Annotated in this window: 17 protein-coding genes and 1 pseudogene; 8 read left to right on the top strand and 10 right to left on the bottom strand. The window is 60.6% G+C overall.

What is annotated here, in order from left to right:
• The 6 genes from AC0QUY_RS10770 to AC0QUY_RS10795 all read right to left on the bottom strand — a co-directional run.
• A partial coding sequence (locus tag AC0QUY_RS10770; RefSeq protein WP_475386812.1) for a universal stress protein occupies positions 1-766 on the bottom strand: 766 nt, incomplete at its 3' end.
• A 798-nt stretch (positions 767-1,564) separates the two neighbouring features.
• Entirely contained in the window at positions 1,565-3,457 is a 1,893-nt protein-coding gene (locus AC0QUY_RS10775) for a TRAP transporter large permease (protein ID WP_475386813.1), read from the bottom strand.
• Entirely contained in the window at positions 3,454-4,479 is a 1,026-nt protein-coding gene (locus AC0QUY_RS10780) for a TRAP transporter substrate-binding protein (protein WP_475386814.1), read from the bottom strand. The genes AC0QUY_RS10775 and AC0QUY_RS10780 overlap by 4 nt, the downstream gene beginning before the upstream one ends.
• Positions 4,480-4,641: 162 nt before the next feature.
• The gene (locus AC0QUY_RS10785) at positions 4,642-5,652 is read right to left on the bottom strand and encodes a transketolase family protein (RefSeq protein ID WP_475386815.1); all 1,011 of its coding nucleotides are present in this window, start codon (positions 5,650-5,652) and stop codon (positions 4,642-4,644) included.
• Positions 5,649-6,497, bottom strand: coding sequence for a transketolase (locus AC0QUY_RS10790; protein ID WP_475386816.1), 849 nt, complete (start codon positions 6,495-6,497; stop codon positions 5,649-5,651). The genes AC0QUY_RS10785 and AC0QUY_RS10790 overlap by 4 nt, the downstream gene beginning before the upstream one ends.
• 21 nt (positions 6,498-6,518) lie before the next feature.
• A complete protein-coding gene (locus AC0QUY_RS10795; RefSeq protein WP_475386817.1) occupies positions 6,519-7,280 on the bottom strand; it encodes an SDR family NAD(P)-dependent oxidoreductase in 762 nt (253 codons plus the stop codon).
• Positions 7,281-7,414: 134 nt separating this feature from the next.
• Here AC0QUY_RS10795 and AC0QUY_RS10800 point away from each other — a divergent pair.
• Positions 7,415-7,777: pseudogene (locus AC0QUY_RS10800) on the top strand (LysR family transcriptional regulator); the annotation flags it as partial.
• Positions 7,778-8,227: 450 nt separating this feature from the next.
• Here the strand turns inward: AC0QUY_RS10800 and AC0QUY_RS10805 are convergent.
• Positions 8,228-8,458 carry a hypothetical protein gene (locus AC0QUY_RS10805; RefSeq protein ID WP_475386818.1) on the bottom strand — a complete coding sequence of 77 codons (231 nt, stop codon included), beginning with the start codon at positions 8,456-8,458 and terminating at the stop codon, positions 8,228-8,230.
• A 404-nt stretch (positions 8,459-8,862) separates the two neighbouring features.
• Between AC0QUY_RS10805 and AC0QUY_RS10810 the strand changes: the two genes are divergently transcribed.
• Both AC0QUY_RS10810 and AC0QUY_RS10815 read left to right on the top strand, forming a co-directional pair.
• On the top strand, positions 8,863-9,540 hold the full coding sequence (locus AC0QUY_RS10810) for a response regulator transcription factor (protein ID WP_475386819.1): 678 nt from the start codon (positions 8,863-8,865) through the stop codon (positions 9,538-9,540).
• A 79-nt stretch (positions 9,541-9,619) separates the two neighbouring features.
• Complete coding sequence (locus tag AC0QUY_RS10815; protein WP_475386820.1) at positions 9,620-10,984, top strand: sensor histidine kinase; 1,365 nt, start codon at positions 9,620-9,622, stop codon at positions 10,982-10,984.
• Between the two features lie 18 nt (positions 10,985-11,002).
• Here AC0QUY_RS10815 and AC0QUY_RS10820 read toward each other — a convergent pair whose 3' ends face one another.
• On the bottom strand, positions 11,003-11,296 hold the full coding sequence (locus tag AC0QUY_RS10820; RefSeq protein WP_161852657.1) for a hypothetical protein: 294 nt from the start codon (positions 11,294-11,296) through the stop codon (positions 11,003-11,005).
• A 430-nt stretch (positions 11,297-11,726) separates the two neighbouring features.
• Here AC0QUY_RS10820 and AC0QUY_RS10825 point away from each other — a divergent pair, with 430 nt between their 5' ends.
• Positions 11,727-12,647, top strand: a complete 921-nt coding sequence (locus tag AC0QUY_RS10825; protein ID WP_475386821.1) for an RNA polymerase factor sigma-32 — start codon at positions 11,727-11,729, stop codon at positions 12,645-12,647.
• Between the two features lie 55 nt (positions 12,648-12,702).
• Here AC0QUY_RS10825 and AC0QUY_RS10830 read toward each other — a convergent pair whose 3' ends face one another.
• Positions 12,703-13,899, bottom strand: coding sequence for an acetyl-CoA C-acyltransferase (locus AC0QUY_RS10830; RefSeq protein WP_475386822.1), 1,197 nt, complete (start codon positions 13,897-13,899; stop codon positions 12,703-12,705).
• Between the two features lie 519 nt (positions 13,900-14,418).
• Positions 14,419-15,267, bottom strand: coding sequence for a LuxR C-terminal-related transcriptional regulator (locus AC0QUY_RS10835; protein WP_475386823.1), 849 nt, complete (start codon positions 15,265-15,267; stop codon positions 14,419-14,421).
• Positions 15,268-15,634: 367 nt separating this feature from the next.
• Here AC0QUY_RS10835 and AC0QUY_RS10840 point away from each other — a divergent pair, with 367 nt between their 5' ends.
• The 4 genes from AC0QUY_RS10840 (at position 15,635) to AC0QUY_RS10855 (ending at position 21,580) form a co-directional block, all read left to right on the top strand.
• Positions 15,635-16,186, top strand: coding sequence for a hypothetical protein (locus tag AC0QUY_RS10840; RefSeq protein ID WP_475386824.1), 552 nt, complete (start codon positions 15,635-15,637; stop codon positions 16,184-16,186).
• A 296-nt stretch (positions 16,187-16,482) separates the two neighbouring features.
• Positions 16,483-17,298: a hypothetical protein gene (locus AC0QUY_RS10845; RefSeq protein WP_475386825.1), complete on the top strand. Its 816-nt coding sequence runs from the start codon at positions 16,483-16,485 to the stop codon at positions 17,296-17,298.
• Positions 17,299-17,434: 136 nt separating this feature from the next.
• Entirely contained in the window at positions 17,435-19,363 is a 1,929-nt protein-coding gene (locus AC0QUY_RS10850) for a hypothetical protein (protein ID WP_475386826.1), read from the top strand.
• A gap of 48 nt (positions 19,364-19,411) precedes the next feature.
• Entirely contained in the window at positions 19,412-21,580 is a 2,169-nt protein-coding gene (locus AC0QUY_RS10855) for a type I secretion system permease/ATPase (RefSeq protein WP_475386827.1), read from the top strand.
• The last annotated feature ends 31 nt before the right edge of the window (positions 21,581-21,611 follow it).

Consider the following 21,611-nt stretch of genomic DNA (forward strand, 5'->3'; position numbering starts at 1 on the left):
CGCCAAGAATAAATTCCCGCAGCCGGGAATGCCCGTACCCGCCCATGACAATGAGGTCGGCACCTGTATCGGCTGCATATGACAGGATTGCATTGGAAACATCGATCTTGCTGACGGGAATGCGCTCGATCGCGGCGTTTACTCCGTGACGGGACAGATGGGTCGCGATATCCGAACCCGGAAGGTCTGCGCTTTTGGCGCTCTGAGTGTCCGCAACAACAATACTCGTCTTGCCGGAGCGGGTAAGAAACGGCATGGCATCGGCGATCGCTCGGGCGGCTGCCCGGCTGCCATCCCAGCACACCATGACATGATCGAGTTTGAGGCGATCCGTCTGAATAAAAGGTACGATGAGCACCGGTCTTCCGGATTCGAACAGCGCTGCCTCAAGGACGATATTCGTGGTTCGATGATCTCGGGCCCCTTCAAATTGGCCAATGACGGAAAGATCGAGTCGTCTTGCGAGATGCGCGAACTGGGTTGGTACGTCGCCGACGTCAGTTTCAATTCTGCGTGTTTCGACTGAAACGCCGGCGCGCCGCGTCGCCTCGTCAAACGCGGTGGCCACGGACTCTGCGCGTTTTCGGGCTTCAGCTTGCTGTGCTCGAATGAAGTTAGCCGACAGGTCAACGCCACCGACCACTGCCGGATAGAAGGCGGTCCCCATGATGTGTGCGCCGAATGTCTCCGCAACCGATAAGGCATACTTAGAGACGCCATCTTGCGATGCCCCATAAGACAGGTTGACAAGAATATCTTTGATCATGGCTCTGCCTCCAGTTAGGTGTTCGCGCATCTACGCGTGTGCACTTCAACTTTCGTGTGCACGCTGTGTGCACTGAGAATGCGAAAGCGCGATTTTCACTTCCAATCTGGACCTATTTGATTCTAGAAGAACTAGGATTCCGATGCTTGGTCGCACGGAATTCCTCAGTCGGTCCGATCACATAAAGGATCGGTTGGAAGCAAAATAGATCAACGAAATGAACGGCTTACGCTGGAAATTTTCTTGCGCGCCCATGATGGATTGGAGCGAGAGTTCAATATCTTCAATCAGTTAAAGGGCAGTGTGTGCACGACGTGCACCGAGAGAGCAAAGAAAATCCAGCGACAACAAGCATGAGCGCGCTGAACTAAACGCGCAGCAGCGTCGCCCCGGGCCGATGCTTGGAGAAGGTTGAGTGATCTCGTTCGGCACCCCGACTGTACGTTGGTAAATTGCCAAGCGAATGCCGGCCAATGACCCTTTAACGGACATGGCACCGGCGTTAGCTCACATCGACTGGATTGAGCCCGCCGATGGGAATTGATCCAAGATCAACTCCGATCTTGCTTCAAGAGCCGCGCGGCGATCTGATCGATGCGTGCTCCGCAATCGCGCACATCCCTGAAGGCAGCTCGTCGCTCCGAACCCGGTGGAAGACGAACCGCAGCCTCGACCAAGGCGAAGAAGTGTTCGAACAGGCTGTTCAGCTCGCCGTAGCTCACCGTTCCAACCCTATCAACCGCCGGGGGAACGAGGCGTGCAAACGATCTCCGCGCCTCGCATTCTTCGATGCAAGGTTTAAAGAAAGCCGATAGAGATCCACGGCACGGCCGCCACTACCAGCGTGCCGATCAGCAAGGCGACGATGTAACCTACGATCGGTCCCATGCCTTCGTCGGGATGAATCCGGCTGATGGCGCACGCCGCGTAATAGCCGACGCCGAAGGGCGGGGCGAAAAGACCAATCCCCATAGCGAGAACGACGACCATTGCATAGTGAACCTCGTGCACACCGACTTGGCGCGCAATCGGGAACAGTAAAGGACCGAACAGCACGATGGCGGGGATACCCTCGAGTACGCTCCCCAGGATGACGAACGCGATGATGGTCACGACGAGAAAGACGGACACCCCACCCGGCAAGGAGGTCATGAACGTTGCAAGCGAAGCCGAGAAGCCCGACTGGGTTAGGGCCCAGGCCATTCCTGTTGCCGCACCGATAATAAAGAGGATCGCACCGGATAAAGCCGCCGTCTCGACCAACATTGGATAGAGGCGACGCCAGTCAAACTGGCGATAAATGAGGAGCCCAGCCAGGATGGAATAGACGATGCCTATCGTCGAGACCTCAGTAGCAGTCGCGACGCCTTCGACAACGGCAGCGCGGATCACAAAGGGAAGGGCAATGGCAGGAATCGCAATCAGGAACGCGCGACCGATTTCTCGACCCGTTGCCCGCTGAACGTGTGACAAGTCCTCTCTACGGTATCGCCACCACACCACTACACAGAGCCCGATTGCCAACACAATTCCCGGCAGCAGGCCACCCGTGAACAGCGCCGCGATCGAAACGCCGGTCACCGATCCGATCGTAATCAGCACCAGGGACGGTGGAATGGTCTCGGTCTGAGCGCCGGTGGCCGCAAGGAGTGCGACGAGGTCGCCAGGCTTAGCGCCGCGCTTGGTCATTTCGGGAAAAAGCACGGGCGCTACTGCTGCCATGTCGGCCGCCTTCGATCCCGAGATTCCAGAGACCAAATACATGGCACCGACCAGCACATAATGGAGGCCGCCCCGGACGTGACCAAGCAGGCTGGCAAGGAAGCCGACCATGGCGCGGGCCATGCCAGTCATTTCGATTAACAACCCGAGGAACACGAACAGCGGCACCGCAAGCAGGATGAGATGGCTCATACCTTCGTCCATGCGGCCGATGACGACCACGTCGGGCGTGCTGGTGGTGAGCGTTATGTAGCCGACGGTCGCCAAGCCGAACGCGAAGGCGATCGGCACTGCCGCGAAAACCATGGCGCCGACGATGAACACGAAGAAGATCAGCAAGTTGAGATTGCCGAGCGGCTTCAAAACTGGCGCCAGTAGCGCGAGTATCGCAACCAGTGCTCCCACAGCAACGACAGCCGTCGCAAGGTGCTTAAGGTTGGTCGTTGCTGCCAGCCTCAGGGTTGCGACGATCAGCATCAAGCCGATGCCGACTGGAAGCGCGGCGGCGCGCCAAGTGTTGACTATTCCCAGAGCGGGAGTGGTGACGAACACTTCGTCGGCCGCGAACTCGAACGCCGGGTGAATGACCAAAAGCAGGAACGCCAACGACGCGGCGGTCGCGAAGACATCGAGGAACAACCTCGCTTCAGGGCGGATCATGCCAATGACCGCGGTCATCCGCATATGTTCGGCTCGCTGGAACGCGACGACAGATCCCAGCATAGCGAGCCATAGGAAGAGAATGCCGGCCAGTTCGTCCGACCAGACAATCGGCGCGTGAAGCACGTAGCGGGAAACGATGCCGACAAGAAGGACGATAACCTCCGCAACGACCAATAATGCGGCGGGGATTGCCACGATAGGCTTGAGCGCTTTGTTCAAGCCCACGACAGCTTTGCGCCATCCGGATGCCGGGCTCGGAAGGGCAATTTCAGCCCCATCTATGTGTGCGTGTTCCATGGCGGTCATCCCAGCTTGCCGGCGGCTTTCTCAAGCTGCACCCAGGCTTCTTCACCGAACTTGGCCTTCCAGTCGGAATAGAAGCTTGTCTTCGCCAGCGCCTGGCGGAAGACCGATCGATCTACTTCGAGGAACTGCATCCCCTTTGCGGTCAGATCGGTGCGCAGCGACTCGCTGAGCTTCGCGATGTCACTCCGCTCGTCATTGGCCGAGCGATCGAATTCGCGCGTGACGATTGCCTGCACGTCTTGCGGCAGCTTCTGGAACGCGCGCTTGTTGCCGAGGATCCAGTAATTGTCCCAGACATGGCCAGTCAGGCTGCAGGTCTTCTGAACTTCATACAGACGTGCCGTCGCAATGATCGGAAGGGGATTTTCCTGACCATCGACGACCTTGGTCTGCAGCGCGGAATAAACTTCGTTGAAGTTGATCGGCGCCGGGCCAGCCCCGAGCGAAAGGAACAACGAAGTCAGATTTGGTGCTGCTGGCACCCTGAGCTTGAAACCCTTGAGGTCCTCCGGCGTCTTGATCTCCCGCCCCGACGACGTGATGTGTCGAAATCCGTTGTCCCATGGCTTGGACACCGTCATGATCGGCATTTTTGCGATCTGCGCACGGATGTATGCGCCGAGATCGCCGTCCATGGCTTTCCATACCGCGTCGTAGTTGGGAAAGAGGAAGCCCAGGTTCACCATGCCCGCGGCCGGCACGAGGGTGGCGAGGATCAGAGAGGACAGGTTGAAGAATTCGACGCTTCCGTTCCGGACCTGCGTCAGGAGGTCGGTATCTGAACCGAGCTGATTGGCCGGAAAGAGGTTGATTTCGAGACGTCCGCTGGTCGCCTCCCGGATACGATCGGTGGCTTCCTTGGCGCGAACGTTGACGGGATGCGTCGGGTCCTGCCCGGTCGCAAGCTTGTAGGTGAACTCCGCCGCTGCGGCGGGGCGAGTGAGTATGGCGCACAACGGAACGGCTGCGCCGGCCAGGAGCAACTTGCGACGAGTGATGGCAATCGGTTTGGGTTGAGTCATGGCTTCCTCCTTTTTGATGCGAAGTGGTCTGTTCAGCAGCGGCACCTAACTGCAGCTTCGGCCGGCTCTCGGGCGCCGGCATCGGGCAGCAGCCATCGTTCTCCGCGGCGATGCCGCGGAGCGATGTTTCCTCAGTCGAACTTGACGAATGGCGGTGCGCGCTTAGCGCAGCCACCCCTTGATCTGCCGTGCGACTTCGGCAGTCGAAATACCGTAGCGATCATGCAGCGTGGGAAGCGCCCCCGCGGCAAGAAACTCGTCGGGCAATGCGATCTGACGGAAGATCGGATGGATGCCGGAACGCATCAACAAGGCCGCAACGGCCTCTCCGAGGCCGCCGATGACGGTGTGGTTCTCAGCCACAACAACGAGACGACCGGGCTTGCCAGCTTCGTGCAGGATCGCTTGCTCATCGAGCGGCTTGATCGTCGGAACGTGCAGCACGGCTGCATCGACGCGGTCGTCGGTAAGCGCTTTTGCGGCCTCCAGTGCGCGCATGGTCATGATGCCCGAGGAAATGATCAGGACATCGCGACCGTCACGGATTAGCGAGGCCTTGCCGATCTCAAAGCGGTAGTTGTACTCGTCCAGTACAAGCGGTACCTGGCCGCGCAACAGCCGCATATAGACCGGCCCCTGATGCGCCGCGATGGCCGGAACGATCTGTTCGATCTCGTGAGCGTCGCAGGGATCGATCACCGTCATGTTCGGTATCGCTCGAAACAGGGCGAGGTCTTCAGCCGCCTGGTGGCTCGGTCCATAGCCGGAGGTGAGGCCGGGCAAGGCGCAGGCGATCTTTACGTTCCGGTCCTCTTCGGCGATCGTCTGGTGGATAAAATCGTAGGCACGTCGGGACGCGAACACCGCATAAGTCGTCGCGAACGGCATGAAGCCTTCAGCCGCCAGACCCGAGGCTGAGCCGAAGAGCAGTTGCTCGGCCATACCCATCTGATAGTAGCGATCCGGAAACTGCTTCGCGAAGATATGCAGGTCCGTGTACTTGCCGAGATCGGCCGTTAGTCCGACGACCTCGGGTCGGCTCCGAGCCAGTTCGACGAGCGCGTGACCGAACGGCGCCGGCTTCGTCCTTTGCCCCTCGGCTGCGATCGACGCGATCATTGCCGAGGTGGTGAGCCGCGGTTTCCCGGGCGTGGGTGAGGCTGCAGACTTCATGACTTGTCTCCCGCATCGAGTTCTGCCAGCGCGAGCTGCCATTCGTGCGGCTCGACCCGGATGAAATGGTTCTTTTCACGCTGTTCAAGGAACGGAACGCCTTTTCCCATGAGCGTGTCAGCGACGATTACGCGCGGTTGCGGTTCGGGATGCGAACGCGCTGCATCGAAGGCCGCCACGACGGCATCGAGATCGTTGCCGTCGACCCGGCGCACGAACCAGCCGAAGGCCTCGAGCTTGTCAACCAATGGCTCGAACCCCATCATCTGCTTCGAGGGTCCATCGGCCTGCTGGTTGTTGACATCGATGATCGCGATAAGATTATCGAGCTTGTGATGTGCTGCCGACATCATCGCTTCCCATTTGGAGCCCTCGTCGAGTTCACCGTCCGAGAACAGCGTGTAGACGCGGCTATGGGAGCCCTTGCGCTTCAACCCGAGGCCCATGCCAACTGCGATGCTTAATCCCAGACCCAAAGAGCCACCGGACATTTCCATGCCAGGCGTATAGGACGCCATGCCCGACATCGGGAGCCGGCTTTCGTCAAACCCATAGGTCTCAAGTTCAGCTTCGGGAACGATCCCCGCCTCGATCAATGCGGCGTAGAGCGCGATGGCGTAGTGACCATTTGAGAGGAGAAATCGGTCGCGATCTTCCCACGAAGGCTCTTCCGGACGGTAGCGCATCGCGTGAAAGTAGGCGACGGCCAACACGTCCGCGATATCGAGCGCCTGCGCGATATAGCCCTGGCCTTGAACCTCGCCCATACGCAGCGCATTGCGGCGAATGTTGCGGGCGCGCTGCGCAAGCGTGGGCGCGTTGGAAAGCGTTTTCGCGGTATCCATTTTTTTTCTCCTTCGCTGCGCTCAGTGAATGAGCATCCCGCCGTTGACATCGATCACGGCGCCCGTGACATAGGCGGACAGATCCGAAGCGAGAAACGTGTAGATCCCCGCGACGTCCTTGGCTTCGCCGAGCCTGCCGAGCGGAATGCCTTCGAGGATTTTTGACCTCATTTCGTCCGTGAGCTTTCCGGACGTGATGTCCGTTCCGATCAAACCCGGGGTGACGCAGTTGACGCGGATTCCATCGGCACCGAATTCACGCGCCATAGCCTTCGCAAGCCCAAGTACGCCGGCCTTTGCTGCGGAATAGTGCGGTCCGCCGAAGATGCCGCCGCCGCGCTGCGCGGAAACGGACGACATGCATGCAATCGATCCCGCTTTGCGCTTCTGCATGTACGGAATCACCGCTTGAGACAGGAACAGTATTCCCTTGAGATTGACATCCTGGATGCGATCCCAGTCGTCCGGCTTGATGTCGAGGAATTTTACCGGCTGGGTAATGCCGGCGTTGTTGATCAGAATGTCAATCTGACCGAAGGCGCCAATAACGGTTTCAACGGCTTTCGCGCAGGAGCTTTGGTCGGCGACGTTACACGCAACCCCGATATGTGCCTGCTCTCCGGACTGCTCGAGACCTTGGGCCGCGGTGATCGCCGCGGGGCCATCGATATCAAGGATTGCAATGCGCGCGCCTTCTTCCGCAAACCGTCTGGCGGTCGCGAGGCCAATGCCGCGCGGCGAGGCCGCACCCGTAATGATTGCCGTTTTGCCGCGAAGCAGCATTTCTATCCTCCCTGGTCGATGTTTTTTGGCGCCGTGGCAGCCGGCCTTCTTGACCGCATTTGGTACGCTCAGGTCATTTCCGGGACAAACGCGCAGTTGTCTTGGATATGTGAATCTGGTTCACTCATGGGATGCTGCTGTCGAGTATCCCGATCTCGGCTATCCGCGCCTTCGAAGCGGCTGCGCGTACTGGCTCCTTCAGCGACGCGGCAGACGAACTGCATTTGACGCCTAGCGCGGTCAGCCACGCCATCCGCAAGCTTGAAAGCACGATGAGCACCACGCTTTTCGAGCGAAGTGCCCGGTCTGTCCGGCTAACGCCTGCAGGCGAGAACTTGATGCGTCATGCGGGTGCTGCTTTTGATAATCTGCGGCGTGGCATCGAAGAAGTTTCCGGTCGCGGTCCGCAGCTTTTGAGGGTGCACTGTGCACCAAGCTTTGCAGCCCAGTGGCTCGCCCCACGCCTGACAAAGTTTCTCGCCGCCGAGCCGCCGATATGGGCGCCGCCACCAAAGCCGCCAATGTGACCGCCGCCGAAGCCGCCGCCCATATGGCCGCCGCCACCGAAGCCTCCGCCGCCAAAACCTCCGCCATGACCGCCGCCACCACCGCCCCCGCGGGCCTCAGCCGCACCGGTCACCAGGCTGGAAGCAAGCAGAGCTGTTGCCAGTATCGTGATCATCCGTTTCATCGTGACACTCCTTTTCAGTCAGATTGTTCGGCGCCGCGACGCGCGAGCTTCAGTCGGTCGCGCGGACGAAACGTCGGATGAGTGACAGGTAGGTGCGATGCACAAGGCATCCATTAAATTCGGCGTTAGTCACGCTCACGAACCAGAGCAGCGCTACGGGCTTCAAAGGCGAACGCCTTGGCGCACAGCAAAGAAGACGGGCTGGCGGAGGAAATCCCGCCAGCCCGTCAAGTGTCGTCACATCGCAGCGCGCGGATCAGTAACCCGTGTTGGGCTCACAAGGCGGCACGGTCCACGGTTGAGTGGCATAGGCGCCGACGTCCGGGGCGCGGATGCAGCTATCGCGATCGGCCGAACGCATGACGGACGCCATACTCGTATTGTCGTTGGTTACGACATGCCGCGAGGTGTGCGTGGCGGCGAGCGCCGGAGTAGCAAGGGTGGCTGCGGCGAGTAACGCAGCCGACAGGAGTTTCACTTTGCGCATGGGTATTCTCCATTCGGTGAGGGGAAGCCGGGCTGGCTTCTTCCTCTGACGTGCGGCTGGCCCGTCCTCGTCCAAAGGAATATCGCTTCACGCGCTTTCAACTCGGCGTGACGGCAATGCGGGCCACGATTTGCCAAAATCGCGTCGGCCGGATCGGGCAATGCAGGCCCGCCGGTTCATTAAATTGCTATTTATTGGCGCGACGCGCTGGCGAGGGCTAACTGTCTGGCACGGGCCCGCTGTGCTCGTACCGAGGCGGCGGAATGGCCGCCGGGCGGATGGCGCCCGCCCGATTCCGGAAGGGATGGCAGCGCCGTCCGGCTCCATGAACGATGCGGCGTGTGAACGTCGCCATTGCCACCTGACGGCGAGAGGGTATCTTGATGGCAAATCGGACCGATCAGATGACGAAGGTTCTTCTCATAGAGGATGACGACGAGACGGCCGGGGAAATCACCGCCGAGCTTGCCGATCGCGGCTTTGAGGTCGAATGGTCGTCCGACGGATTGGACGGTCTTGCCAAGGCGCGCGACTTGCGGCCGGATGCCATGATCGTCGACCGCCTGCTGCCGGGGATGGACGGCCTTACCGTCATAGAATCCTTGCGAAAGGATCAGGTGCGCACCCCGGTCCTGGTGCTGAGCGCGCTTGGCGCGGTCGATGACCGTGTGCGCGGATTGCGGATGGGGGGCGATGACTATCTCACCAAGCCGTTTGCGATCGTCGAATTGGTCGCGCGAATAGAGGCATTGCTGCGTCGCCCGCCGGAAACGCGCGAGACCAAACTGCGTGTCGGCCAGCTCGAGCTCGACCTGATCGAGCGCACGGCAAAGCGCGGCGAGCGCAAGATCGACCTCTTGCCGCGCGAGTTTCGCCTGCTCGAATACATGATGCGGCGGAGCGACCAGCTCTTGACGCGTGCGATGCTGCTCGAGGAGGTCTGGAACTACAAATTCGTTCCGGCCACCAACCTGGTCGACGTCCACATGGGCCGCGTGCGGCACAAGGTCGACGGTCCGAGCGACACCCCGATGATCCACAATGTCCGCGGTGCCGGGTTCATTCTGCGCGCCGTGCCCTGACTGATTTTTGGCGACCTTGCCGGATGCCCGCGCCGTCGGGCCGGCAAGGTAATCGGACGGCAGGCTCGGGAAGTTTCAGTTGCAGTTCATCCGCTCGAAGACGTTTCACCGGACCGCGGCGCTGGCGGGCCTATTCGCAATCTTCGTCATCATACTGTTCGGGTTCATCTACTTCAGGATCGACGACTACCTGATCGCACGTTCCGACAACATGATCACGACACAAGCGGGCTTCTTCGCCGGATTGCCGCGCGAGCGCATGATCAGTGCGCTCGACGATCGTCTTGAGCAGGATTCGCGCGGCGTCCAGTTCTCGGGCATATTCGATGCCGGGAGGAACCGGCTTGCCGGCAACATCGCGGCCCTGCCGGACGGACTCGAGATCGGCGCACCGGCTCGGAGCGTGCCGCTGACACGTCTCGATAACAAGGAGGTCGGCGCAACATCGGTTAGAACCGTCGCGCGCCGGCTCGATAACGGCGACATATTGGTGATCGGGCGAAATGTCGATGAAACAGCTGAGGTCTTCAGGGTCGTCGGAGCTGCGCTCGCGCTCGGCCTGTTGCCTGCATTCTGTCTGTGGTTACTGGCCGGCGCCTGGCTCAGTGCGCGCGCCCGCAGGCGCGTCGAGGAGGTCAATCTGCGGGTCCAGCGCATCATCGCCGGAGATCTGCGCGAGCGGCTGCCGCACCGGAACATCGATGAGCCGTTCTCGCGGCTCGCCGGCATCGTCAACGGCATGCTCGACGAGCTGGAGACGACGATCAACGCGCTGGCCGGCGTCGGCAACGACATCGCCCACGATCTGCGAACGCCGCTGACGCGCGCACGCCTGACGCTCGAGCGCGGCCGTACCAACGCGACCACCCTGGAGCAGCTCCAGCAGGCCGCCGACAAGGCTATCGCCGGCATCGACCAGTCGCTGTCGATCGTCACGGCGTTGCTGCGACTCGCCGAGATCGAGAACAGCCGCCGGTCATCCGCATTCGGTGACGTTGCGCTCGGCGAGATGCTGCGCGAAGTCTGCGACATGTACGAGCCGATCGCCGAAGACAAGCAGATTGCGCTCAGCGCGAACATACCAGCCGCGCTTTCCGTGCGCGGCGACCGGGACTTGCTGCTGGAGGCAGTCGCCAACCTCGTCGACAATGCCATCAAATTCACGCCCCGGAACGGAAGCGTCGAGCTTGACCTGCTGCGCGGCGAAGGGGAAACCATTCTGCGGGTGAGGGATACGGGTCCGGGGATCAGCGAGCACGAGCACGAAGCCGTGCTGCGCCGGTTCTATCGCTCGGACAAGATCCGCAACACGCCCGGTGTCGGCCTTGGCCTCAACCTGGTTTCGGCGATCGTAAAGCTGCACGGATTTCGCCTGATCATCCACGCCGGCCCGGGAGGCCGGGTGGAGATCGTTTGCCCCGATGAGCAGGGCGGTCAGACATAGGATAGCTGCCCGCCACCATCACCCATGGCGGCGGTCGTCATGTTCGGCGCGGGATGCGTGGTGGACCTGCCGATGATGCCAGACAGTGGGGCCGGTCATGCCGCTTTCCCTTTCGTTATAGGCCTGCATCACGGAAGGCGGCAGTCCTTCCATTCTGTAAGCCGGCGTAGGCGCACCGCCATTCAGCACGTCCAGATTCGGGTAATAGAATGCAAAAGCACCCGGCTCCTGGATGGCTTCTTGCGCGAGGGCCGGTGCCGCTGCCAGCATCGACAGCAATCCTGCGACGGCGATTGTCTTGATCGAGGTCATTGTTCTTCTCCACATGTCGATGCGAGCGTTCGCCTGGCCGCGCAAGCGCGGCCGTGCGCCGCAACGGGCGCCTTTTTCCGAACGCGAACTGCTCGCTTGAAGCTGCATCGCTCAGCGGATGCATGTGGAGATGTAGGACGTGCGCGACGTCGGCCCACTAAATTGCGTTTTACAAAGCTGAATTGATCAGTGCCGCGAGCAAAGGTTCGCACGGGGAAGCGGCGGTCGAACTCGTGCGGGTGCGAGGGAAGGCTCACCGATCGATGTTTTGCGATCTCGCCCACAACACGATCGCGCGATCTTGAGACCGGGATCGAAGCGTTTGCGGACGCTAACAGCGAATTTAGATTCCTCAATTCCAATTTAATGGCTGCGTTGCGGTGTCTTCTCCTAGGGTCTGCGCGCCGGACCTGATGGATTGGAGCCACCCATGAACGCCCACAGCACAACGTTGATGTCAGACAGGCGGGAGATGCTGACCGCGGACAGATCGCGAGACCTCGTCGATGAATATGCATCTCTCATCAAGCGATACGCTCTGCTCGAACCGGCGCGGGAGCAGCAGCTTGCACGCCGCTGGCAGGAGCATCGCGACCGCGCAGCTACTGACGCACTCGTCACCAGCCATCTCCGGCTGGCGGCGAAGGTCGCGCGCCGCTACCAGAGATACGACCTTCCGCTCGCCGATCTGATCGGCGAGGCCAATCTCGGCCTCGTCATCGCGGCCTCGCATTTCGAGCCCGGACGTGGCGCCCGGTTTTCCAGCTATGCGCTGTGGTGGATCAAGGCTGCCATCCACGATTACATTCTGCGGTCGCGGTCGCTGGTCAAGATCGGGACGACGGCCGCCCAGCGAAAGCTGTTCTTTGGCCTGAAGCGCGCCATGCGCAAGTTCGGAGGCGATAGAGAAGGGCTCACGCAGGAAGTGGCCGAGGCCGTCGCCCGCGAGCTCGCCGTCCCCGTTCGCGAAGTGATCGAGATGAACAGCCGTTTGACCGGAGACCTCTCGCTGAATGTGCCGATCGGCGACGACGGACCGGCCGAATGGGAGGCGATGCTGGTTGATCAGTCGCCGAGCGCGGAGGCAATCGTCACCGATCAGGATGAAGGCACGCAACGGACCAGGGCGCTCCATTCAGCCCTCGATGTGCTGACCGCGCGGGAGCGCCGCGTGTTCGAAGCGCGGCGGATGAGTGAGAATCCGCCGAGCCTGGAGGACCTCGGGCGCGAGCTGTCGATTTCCGGCGAGCGCGTCCGCCAGATCGAAACGCTGGCCTTCGAAAAGGTCAGGCGCGCGGCGACCAGGCATTTGAAAGCCGCCTCCCTCCCGGCGGGGAAGATGGCGGCTTGAAGGGAAAGAAGCGAGCGACGGCGTTCGCGCCGCTCGCTTCCTTCAGATCGCTCGATCAGCGCGTCATGCGCTCGACGGCGATGGCGGTCGCTTCACCGCCGCCGATACACAGCGTGGCGATGCCGCGTTTCAGGTTTCGTGCTTCCAGCGCATGCAGCAGCGTCACGATCAAGCGTGCGCCGGTGGCGCCGATCGGATGACCGAGCGCGCAGGCGCCGCCATTGACGTTGAGCTTCTCGGCGGGAATGCCGAGATCCTTCTGCGCCGCCATGGCGACCACGGCAAACGCTTCGTTGATCTCGAACAGGCCGACGTCGGAGACCGACCAGCCGACCTTGTCTAGCAGCTTGCGGATCGCGGGGATCGGCGCGGTGGTGAACCATTGCGGTTCCTGGCTGTGGGTGGCGTGGCCCTTGATCTCGGCCAGCACCGGCAAGCCCTCGCGATCGGCGCGCGAGAGCCTGGCCAGGATGAGGGCAGCGGCGCCGTCGGCATTGGCGGAGGAGGCGGCCGGCGTGATGGTGCCACCTGCGCGGAACGCCGGCTTCAATCCGGGAATCTTGGAAGGGTCCACCTTGAGCGGATGCTCGTCACTGGCGATGACGCGCGGACCGGCTTTCTCGGATAGCGTAATCGGCGCGATCTCGGCCCTGAACGCGCCGCTCTCCACCGCCTTGCGCGCACGGGTCAGCGTCTCGATCGCGTAAGCGTCCTGGTCCTTGCGGGTGAATTGATAGGCTTCCGCGGTAGCCTCGCCAAAATCGCCCATCGAGCGGCCGGTCTCATAGGCGTCTTCCAGCCCGTCCATCATCATGTGATCGATGATCCGGTCATGGCCGGCGCGGTAGCCGCCGCGCGCCTTCGCGAGGAGATAGGGCGCGTTCGACATGCTCTCCATGCCGCCGGACAGCACGATGGCAGCGGAGCCGGCGTTGATGATGTCGTGGGCCAGCATGGTCGCCTTCATGCCGGAGCCGCACACCTTATTGACGGTGGTGGCGCCGGTGGCGTCCGGTAGTCCGGCGCCGCGCGCGGCCTGTCGTGCCGGTGCCTGGCCCTGTCCGGCCGGCAGCACATTGCCCATGAAGACCTCGTCAATGCGTTCCGGCGCGAGTTGAGCCCGCTCCAGCGCCGCGCCGATCACGTGAGCCCCGAGCTTGTGCGCGCTGAGGGGAGACAGTTCGCCCATGAAGCGGCCAAGCGGCGTGCGGACGGCAGAAAGGATGACGACGGGATCGGCGGCTGCGGACATGATAGGTTCTCCTGTTCGTGCACGGATTGTTATATGATGGTAATCATATATTGCGGCATTGCAAAGAGGCGCCGCCATCGCAGGGGCCACGATCCATCTGGAAAGTTCCTTGAATATTTCTTGGGGAATGCGGCCGAACGGCCGTTTTCGGTCCTGAGAGGTTGCCGCGCCGTCGCCGTGCGCTATCGCCTCAGCGACACACGCTAGTGCCGGTAAACGCTGGCGGGCGCGTTGGCTCTCTCCGATCGGACGCTGAGCCTCGCGGCGTCGAAAGGATTAACACCAATGATCCCGTGCCTGCGCCGATGCCATTCAGTGCGGGAACCCGATCGATGCTATGCTTTGCCCTGCAAGAAGAAGTCTCTGAACTTCGGTGAATGCCAGCCCCACCTCCGAAGGCGACCCCGGAACAGCCCCCTGTGGCCGGGGACGCTTTCGGAGCGAAAGACGTCCCTGGTCCAATAGCGTTCGCAAAGCCTTGCCAATGCATGGTGCGTCCGCAACGCGGGACATGAATCGCTAATGGGGAGCGGAGGATTTGACCATAGGCGGCGAGTCCGAGGGGACGAGGTCGACGCCGTCGGAGCCGACGCTGCGGCCGGCGGCGATGGCGACTTGCGTGCGGTTGCACACGCCAAGCTTGCGCATGATCTCCCGGACATGGACTTTCACGGTTGTCTCGGTCATTCCGAGCTTGCGACCGATAACCTTGTTGGGATCACCCTGGCACAGGCAGGCGAGAACCGCATACTGCCGCTCGGTAAACTCGGGCGCAGGCCGAGCACTTTCGGAGCCGTTGCCACGCTGGATACCGGGGGACTTTCCATTAAAAAGGGCGCCTTGTGGCTCGTAAAGCCCGCCATCCGGGCCCATCGGCGCCTGATTTTGTTGCTCAGGGTCCGGAACCGTCTGCTCCGGAGCCAAATCCGGCGGCCCGAATTCTATCGGCGACGTTCCACCGAATGCGCGACCGGCCATGATGACGGCAGGAGGAAAATAGGTTCCACCGCGCAGAACGAATGAAAGCGCTTGCAGTGCAAGATCCGGAGGCATCGAATTGCTGAAGTAGCCCCTGGCTCCCGAACGGATCGCTGCGATGATGGTCGCGGGATTTTCGTCGTCGGAGACGATTGCCAGCGCTGCCTCCCGGCGCAGCATATGCAGCACCTGGATCTCGTTGAATACCTCAAGCGCGGAGGGAGCGCCGACGCTGTAGATCAGCATGTCGCAGTCGCTGCGCTCGACGAGCTTGATGTGCGCCTCTTTAGGACCGAGCGAAATCAGCTCAACCTGTTCGTTCCTGGCCCAAGGACTTAAAAAGCTCTCTGCTCGAGCTCGTCGAAAAGCCATTGCGTCTACAATAAACACCGTCTTCTTAGGTGGGACTGACATAACGCGCCCCCGGACTTTGTGATGCTATCGATAGATTCTTTCCAAATCGCGCTGGTCGCTATTAATTAGTTCACTTAACGTCAAAATTGTTCAGAAAAAGTTTACTCCTATACGGAAGGGATGCCAAGAAGCTGGAGTGTGACGAGATGTCGTCAAAACTGGGTCATTAAAGTGCGTTTTCATTCTTCGATTTTAAGAATCACGCTCCACAACCTTCGCTATTATATCTTTCGATACGTACATCCGCAGTGGCCAAGCAGATACGATAGTATCCTCTCGGCCTTGCACGTCGCGGACGCATACGATGTTTGTCAGCAAGCTGCCCCCAAAGCCGGATTTCGAAGTGCTGGCGGCCGCTGCCCCGGCTTCCGCGGATCGTCGCACATTCGTTCACGCCTTAATGGGCAACCTCATCTGCAGCTGGTCGAACAACGAAAGTCTCTTCATCTACGTCCTGATGATCCTGTTGCGAACAGATGAAGCTTCGGCCGCCGTCGTGTTCGCCACGCTGAACACCACCCGTGCGAGACTCGATCTGATCCAGCGGTTGGCCAAGATCAGAGTAACCGACAAGGCGCTCGCCAGGAGTCTGACTGCGCTTGTCGAACGCTTTTCCGAATCCACCCGGGTTCGCAATGAACTGAATCATTGCATGTTCATCTTCGATTCCACAGGCGCCATCACCCACACTCAGTCGATGCGATTGACGGAAACCAAGTCCAGCCTGAGATTCGGAGAGATAAAGGCGTTGGATGAAAGCCGGCTGCAGGAGATGCTGCGGACAACCACCGAGATGACGAAGATCAATCGCGACATCTGGGATCTTCTTCCGCGCCTCGAAGCGCATGTCTGCGGCGGCGTGCAGCAGAAAGACCTTCCTACCAAGGTGGCCTGACGCTATCCGGCGACAACGGAACTTTGTGCCGTCGTCGTGGTCTCATCGGCATTCTCGAATCTCCTGAACGTGACGTGTGTCGATGGTTGATATCGCAAGATACAACGTCAGATCGAATGCATGCATGTTGTTGGCGAGGGTGTGTCGGCAAACTGACAGGGCTGGCATCCGCAATCACGCGGTGCCGGCAGTCGGAAGAACCGACATTGCAGAGCAGCGCCGCGCTTCGCAGACCGCAGACTTAGAAGATCAGCGATCTCGTTCCGCTCGCGATGCTCCAACCTCAGGAGCTCGTCATGGGTAGCCCAAAGAAGAAGTACGACCCCAGGAACAACCAGGATCAGGACCAGGACCAGAAGCAAGACCAGTTGCAGGCGCAAGCCAACCTCCAGGCTCAGTTGCAGGGCCAAGGCCAGGGTCAAGGCCAGGGTCAGGGCCAATTGCAGTTCGCCGTTCAGTCGTTGGATTCCAAGAGCGAGAACGAGAACGACAACGACAACGACAACAAGAATGAGAATGAAAACAAGAACGAGAATACCGTCGACAACAAGCTCGACAACAAGGTAGATAACGATCTCGACAACGATGTCGACAACACGGTCGACAACAAGATCGACAACAACATCGAAAACAAGATCGAAAACACCGTCGAGACCAAGGTAGACGTTGATGTCGATGTGGATGTCGACGTGGACACAAGCGGCCTGAGCACCCCGGTCATCGCTCTCTACGACTTCGACACGCACGGTTCTGTCGTCATGCCTGACGTCGTGACCCAGACGATGAACGACGGCAACCAGTTCAATATTGATCAGGTCAACAACCTGGTCGATAACGACACCAACAGCTCGTATGCCACGTACTATGGCGGCAACGGTGGATCGTGGTGTGAGCCGGGTGCCAGCTTCAGCATGGACGCCAAGATCGAGGGCGGGACGTCCAGGATCGACGCCGGGGACATTGGCGATCGTGCAAACGTTTCGTCCAGTGCCGATGCGGTTCTCAACCAGTCTGCCTTCGATCAGAACATCACGCAGGGTGCGAACATCCAGTTCAACAGCATCACCATTCAGGCTGCCGGTGACGCTCTGACTGATAACGATATAGGCTAGTTTTTGCGTTCGATCCGCGCGGCGTTAGCCGCGCGGGTCTTTTTTGCCAGTCATTTCATTTCAGTCGCTGCGTTGCCGATGAGGACTGAGGGCCGTACCGCGGCCTTGACAGTCTACGGCGACCGGGGAGGTTCCCATGGCGTCAGCGAGTTTTGTCGAAATAATTTCCCACTTTGCAGGATATCTGCAGATCTTCCACGATATCGCCCGCGACCGCGTCCAGTATGACGAAAGTCTCGCTCCCCGTCCGGCCGGCGATTACACCACGCTTCGGCCGAACTACGATTATCGCGTCGTGCCCGAGGATTTGGAGACCGCGGCCGGCCCGGTGCCGGAGCTGATGCCGGACGATCCGATCCATTTCGTCAGAGGGCGCGCACTCAAGCTCCGTAGTTCAGAGGAAGACGATTCCGATCTCTTTCCGCGTTCGCCGGCGCCGAGCGTACCGCCGCCGAAACCGCTGGGCGGCGGTGGCGGAGGCGGCAGCCCCGACTTTCACGTCAAGGTAAAATACCAGGACGGTGGTCCGGAAACCCAACTGACGGTTCATCAGTACAACTTCTTGAATGATGACGACGTCAATCTGCCCACGGATCTACTGACCGTTGTTGAACCTCTGATCACAAGCCTCAACAGCGATGCGATGGCCACCATCGAGCAGTTGGCGGCCGATGCGAACGCCGAGCTTCCCGCCGAGTGGCAGATGCCGAAGACCGACGGCGGCGTTACGGATTTCCTAGTCGCCCGCGACGCGGCCTGGGCCGACGGCGAGCCGGATGCAAACTCTGTGACGCCTGGCTACTACGTCAACGGCGAGCTGCAGGAACGCCCAATAGAACCGTCGCCGCCAGCTGATGCGCCAGAATTGCCCGATACCGGACACGGAATCGGCCAATGGGCCTCGCTGGGCAACAACTTCAGCATCAACGCCGCGCTGATCGTCGATATCGGCGAGTCCGCCCGCACCATGGTGGTGATGGGAGATTACTTCAAGACCAATGCCATCTTCCAGACCAACACCATTATGGACGATGACCGGGTCCGCGTATCGGGCGGGGACCGCGAGCCATCATCAACCAGCGATGAGAACGTCGCGACCAACATCGCCGATTTTCTTCAGAACCCCAGCATCTACGTCGGCTTCCCGGCCCAATTTGCCGGCCCGAACTGGATCGTCGATGTGGTCGACGGCGACTTCTACAGCGTTCATGCGGTGGCTCAGGTCAACTATCTCTCCGACAACGATGTGGCAACGCAGGTCAGCAGCAGTTCCCACTACAATCTCGTCGGTGGTTACAATACCCAGGGCAACTTGGCCCAGATCCTTGACGGCAGCGTCGAATACGACCTGATCATCATCAAGGGCAGCTATCACGGCCTGAACGTCATCTTTCAAAACAACATCTTGCTGGACAACGACAAGATCAAGATGGCGGCCGACGGTGCTGACCCGTCTCAATCAGCGAGTTCAGGTAACAACAGCCTGTTGAACGAAGCCGCGGTTGCGAACTATGGCGGGGATACCTTCGACGAGCTGCCCGCCAACCTCGAGCTGATCCAAAGCTTGCTGGCCGCCGGCTTGACATCGCTCGATCCCGAACTGGCCGGCGCCCTCATCGGCCATGGTGGCCCCCTGAAGGTGCTCTACATCACTGGAGACTATTACGACATCAATGCGGTCTGGCAGACCAACATCACCTCCGACGTTGACGTGATGTATCAGCTCCAGAACCAGCCGTTGGCCGATCTGATGGCGCTTGATCCGGACGGAGCCGTGACGCAGTCGGTCACCACAGGCGGCAACGAACTGGTCAACGACGCGGCGGTCGTGGACGTCAATCCTGATGCAACTTACGTCGGAGGCCAGATCTACACCGATTCCATTTTGGTGCAGGCCGATCTGGTGCCGACAGCTTCGGATAACACCGTCAACGCCGATACCAACGCCTTAGTGACTGAACTCATTGCTTTCGTCGATGACCACCCTCAGGACACGACGAGCCCGCCGCCGGCAGCGATTGCTAATTCGGTGCAGGCAGACCCGATGGCGAGCGTGCTGCATTAGCCGCTATTGCAGGTATTTTCCCTATTGCAGTTGCAGGAGAGTTTTCAAATGTGGGGCTGGGATGATCGTCCAGGCGGTGCGGGGAGTTCGCGCCTGATTCAGTATGACGAAGCAACGGCGAGCACGGCCAAGATAATTCCGCTCCGCCCGTGGTTTGATCCACCGCCTTCGCGCGCCGAAGAATCGCTCGTCAAATTCGCCGACGAGAACAGTGGCGCGGCCGAAGCCAGGACCGTAGCCAAGACCGCCGAGCCATCCCTGCGGGTTGTGGCCAAGACCCAAGCCAAGCCTGACGCGAAAACTGAAGCCAAGGTTGAGGCCAAGACGGAAGCCAAGACCCCGCCGCCGGGATCCACCGTTGTGATCGAGCAGACGGTTCCGGCTCCTCCACTGCGCACCGGAGGTGACAAGGACGGTGGCGGCTCTTCAGGCCGCGGAGGCGGCGGCGGTGGAGGCGGGGGTAGTAACTCGCCGCCCCTGCATAGGCGTTCCAGCGACAATGAATTCAGGGACGTGCTCGGCAGCGGTCTGGCGAACGCCCGCCGTAACCTGGTGACCGTCGGGTTGTTCTCGGTTGCGGTCAACCTGCTGGTGCTCGCCATTCCGATCTACCTGTTCAACATGTCCGATCGCGTGCTGACCAGCCGCAGCACGGACACGCTGGTGATGCTGACGATCATCGTGGTCATCGCGATCGGGGCCCATGTGCTGATGGACATGATGCGACGCATCATCCTGATGCGGGTTGCGGTCGAGACCGAAGCTAAATTGGGCGGACCCGTGCTGAGCGCTGCTGCCAAATCCGCGCAGAGTGGATCCAGCCGCGAATTCCAGACGCTGGCCGACCTGCAGCACCTCCGCGCGTTTATTACCGGTCCGGTATTGCTGACGATGTTCGATACGCCGGTCGCGCCGGTCTATTTCGCTGTCGTGTTTCTGATCCATCCGCATCTCGGATTCATCGTGCTGGGCTCAGGCGTCGCGCTGGTTATCGTGGCGCTGTTGAACCAGCGCGTCACAGCGGCCCCGTTCAACCAGGCCAACAACTATGGCGCCAGGGCCAACCTGACGGCGGAATCGATGGCCCGCAATGCCCAGGTCATCAATGCGATGGGCATGATCCCGGAAGGCGTCCAGGTATGGGGCCGCGAAACCGTGGAGTCGCTAAAGGCACAGGTGATCGGACAGGATCGCAACATCCTGATGACGGGGGTGTCGAAGTTCCTGCGGCTGTGCACCCAGATCGCCATCCTGGGTTGGGGCGCGTGGCTGGCGCTGGAGGCCCATATCACCAGCGGCATGGTGATTGCGGCCTCGATCGTGGCGAGCCGCGCATTGGCGCCGCTGGAAGGTACCATCGAAGGCTGGCGCAGCTTCGTACAGGCACGTTCGGCCTATGCCCGCATCAGGGCGCTGCTCTTGAACTCGCCGCTCAACTTGGAGCGGCTCCGCCTGCCGCGTCCCGCGGGATATCTCAACGTCGAGCGCATTCTTTACGTGCCGCCACCGAACAAGAAGGTGATCCTGAACGGGATCAGCTTTCAGTTGAAGCCGGGGGAATCGCTTGCCATCGTCGGAGACTCCGGCACCGGGAAAACCATGTTGGCCCGCATGCTGGTCGGATCCATCATTCCGACAGCCGGCAGTGTCAGACTGGACATGATGGATCTGCGCAACTGGGATCCGCGCCAGTTTGGCGAGAGCGTCGGCTACCTGCCGCAGGATGTGCAATTGTTCCCGGCCACCATCAAGGCCAACATCGGCCGGATGCGCGACGACGCACGTGACGAGGATGTGTTCGATGCCGCCGAGACCGCCGATGTGCATGAGATGATCTCGAGCTTCGCCCAGGGCTATGAGACCATCGTCGGGATGGATGGAAGTCCGCTGTCGGGCGGCCAACGGCAACGGATCGGATTGGCCCGCGCGTTCTACGGCAATCCGCGTCTGATCGTGCTCGACGAGCCCAACTCGAATCTGGATGCCAATGGTGAGCGGGCGCTCGCCAAGGCGCTGGTACGTGCCAAGGAAAAACAGATCACGGTGGTGACGATCACCCAGCGCGCGGCCCTGCTGATGAGCGTCGACAAGATCATGATCCTGCACCAGGGCGCGGTGCAGGCTTTCGGCAGCCGTGACGAGATCATTCCGATGATTGCCGGACGCAAGCCGAACAATACCCCGATGGGACCGGATAATCCGCCGTCGTTGAATTGAAGGCGTCGGCCGGGTTTTACAGGAACGAGGT

It is taken from the genome of Bradyrhizobium sp. WYCCWR15520 (assembly GCF_056174665.1).

Coding starts and splice junctions, on each gene's coding strand:
- AC0QUY_RS10805 (WP_475386818.1), bottom strand. CDS start 8,458: ATGCGCAAAGTGAAACTCCTGTCGGCTGCGTTACTCGCCGCAGCCACC.
- AC0QUY_RS10780 (WP_475386814.1), bottom strand. CDS start 4,479: ATGACTCAACCCAAACCGATTGCCATCACTCGTCGCAAGTTGCTCCTG.
- AC0QUY_RS10785 (WP_475386815.1), bottom strand. CDS start 5,652: ATGAAGTCTGCAGCCTCACCCACGCCCGGGAAACCGCGGCTCACCACC.
- AC0QUY_RS10830 (WP_475386822.1), bottom strand. CDS start 13,899: ATGTCCGCAGCCGCCGATCCCGTCGTCATCCTTTCTGCCGTCCGCACG.
- AC0QUY_RS10775 (WP_475386813.1), bottom strand. CDS start 3,457: ATGACCGCCATGGAACACGCACACATAGATGGGGCTGAAATTGCCCTT.
- AC0QUY_RS10790 (WP_475386816.1), bottom strand. CDS start 6,497: ATGGATACCGCGAAAACGCTTTCCAACGCGCCCACGCTTGCGCAGCGC.
- AC0QUY_RS10825 (WP_475386821.1), top strand. CDS start 11,727: ATGAACGCCCACAGCACAACGTTGATGTCAGACAGGCGGGAGATGCTG.
- AC0QUY_RS10810 (WP_475386819.1), top strand. CDS start 8,863: ATGACGAAGGTTCTTCTCATAGAGGATGACGACGAGACGGCCGGGGAA.
- AC0QUY_RS10845 (WP_475386825.1), top strand. CDS start 16,483: ATGGGTAGCCCAAAGAAGAAGTACGACCCCAGGAACAACCAGGATCAG.
- AC0QUY_RS10820 (WP_161852657.1), bottom strand. CDS start 11,296: ATGACCTCGATCAAGACAATCGCCGTCGCAGGATTGCTGTCGATGCTG.
- AC0QUY_RS10855 (WP_475386827.1), top strand. CDS start 19,412: ATGTGGGGCTGGGATGATCGTCCAGGCGGTGCGGGGAGTTCGCGCCTG.
- AC0QUY_RS10795 (WP_475386817.1), bottom strand. CDS start 7,280: ATGCTGCTTCGCGGCAAAACGGCAATCATTACGGGTGCGGCCTCGCCG.
- AC0QUY_RS10850 (WP_475386826.1), top strand. CDS start 17,435: ATGGCGTCAGCGAGTTTTGTCGAAATAATTTCCCACTTTGCAGGATAT.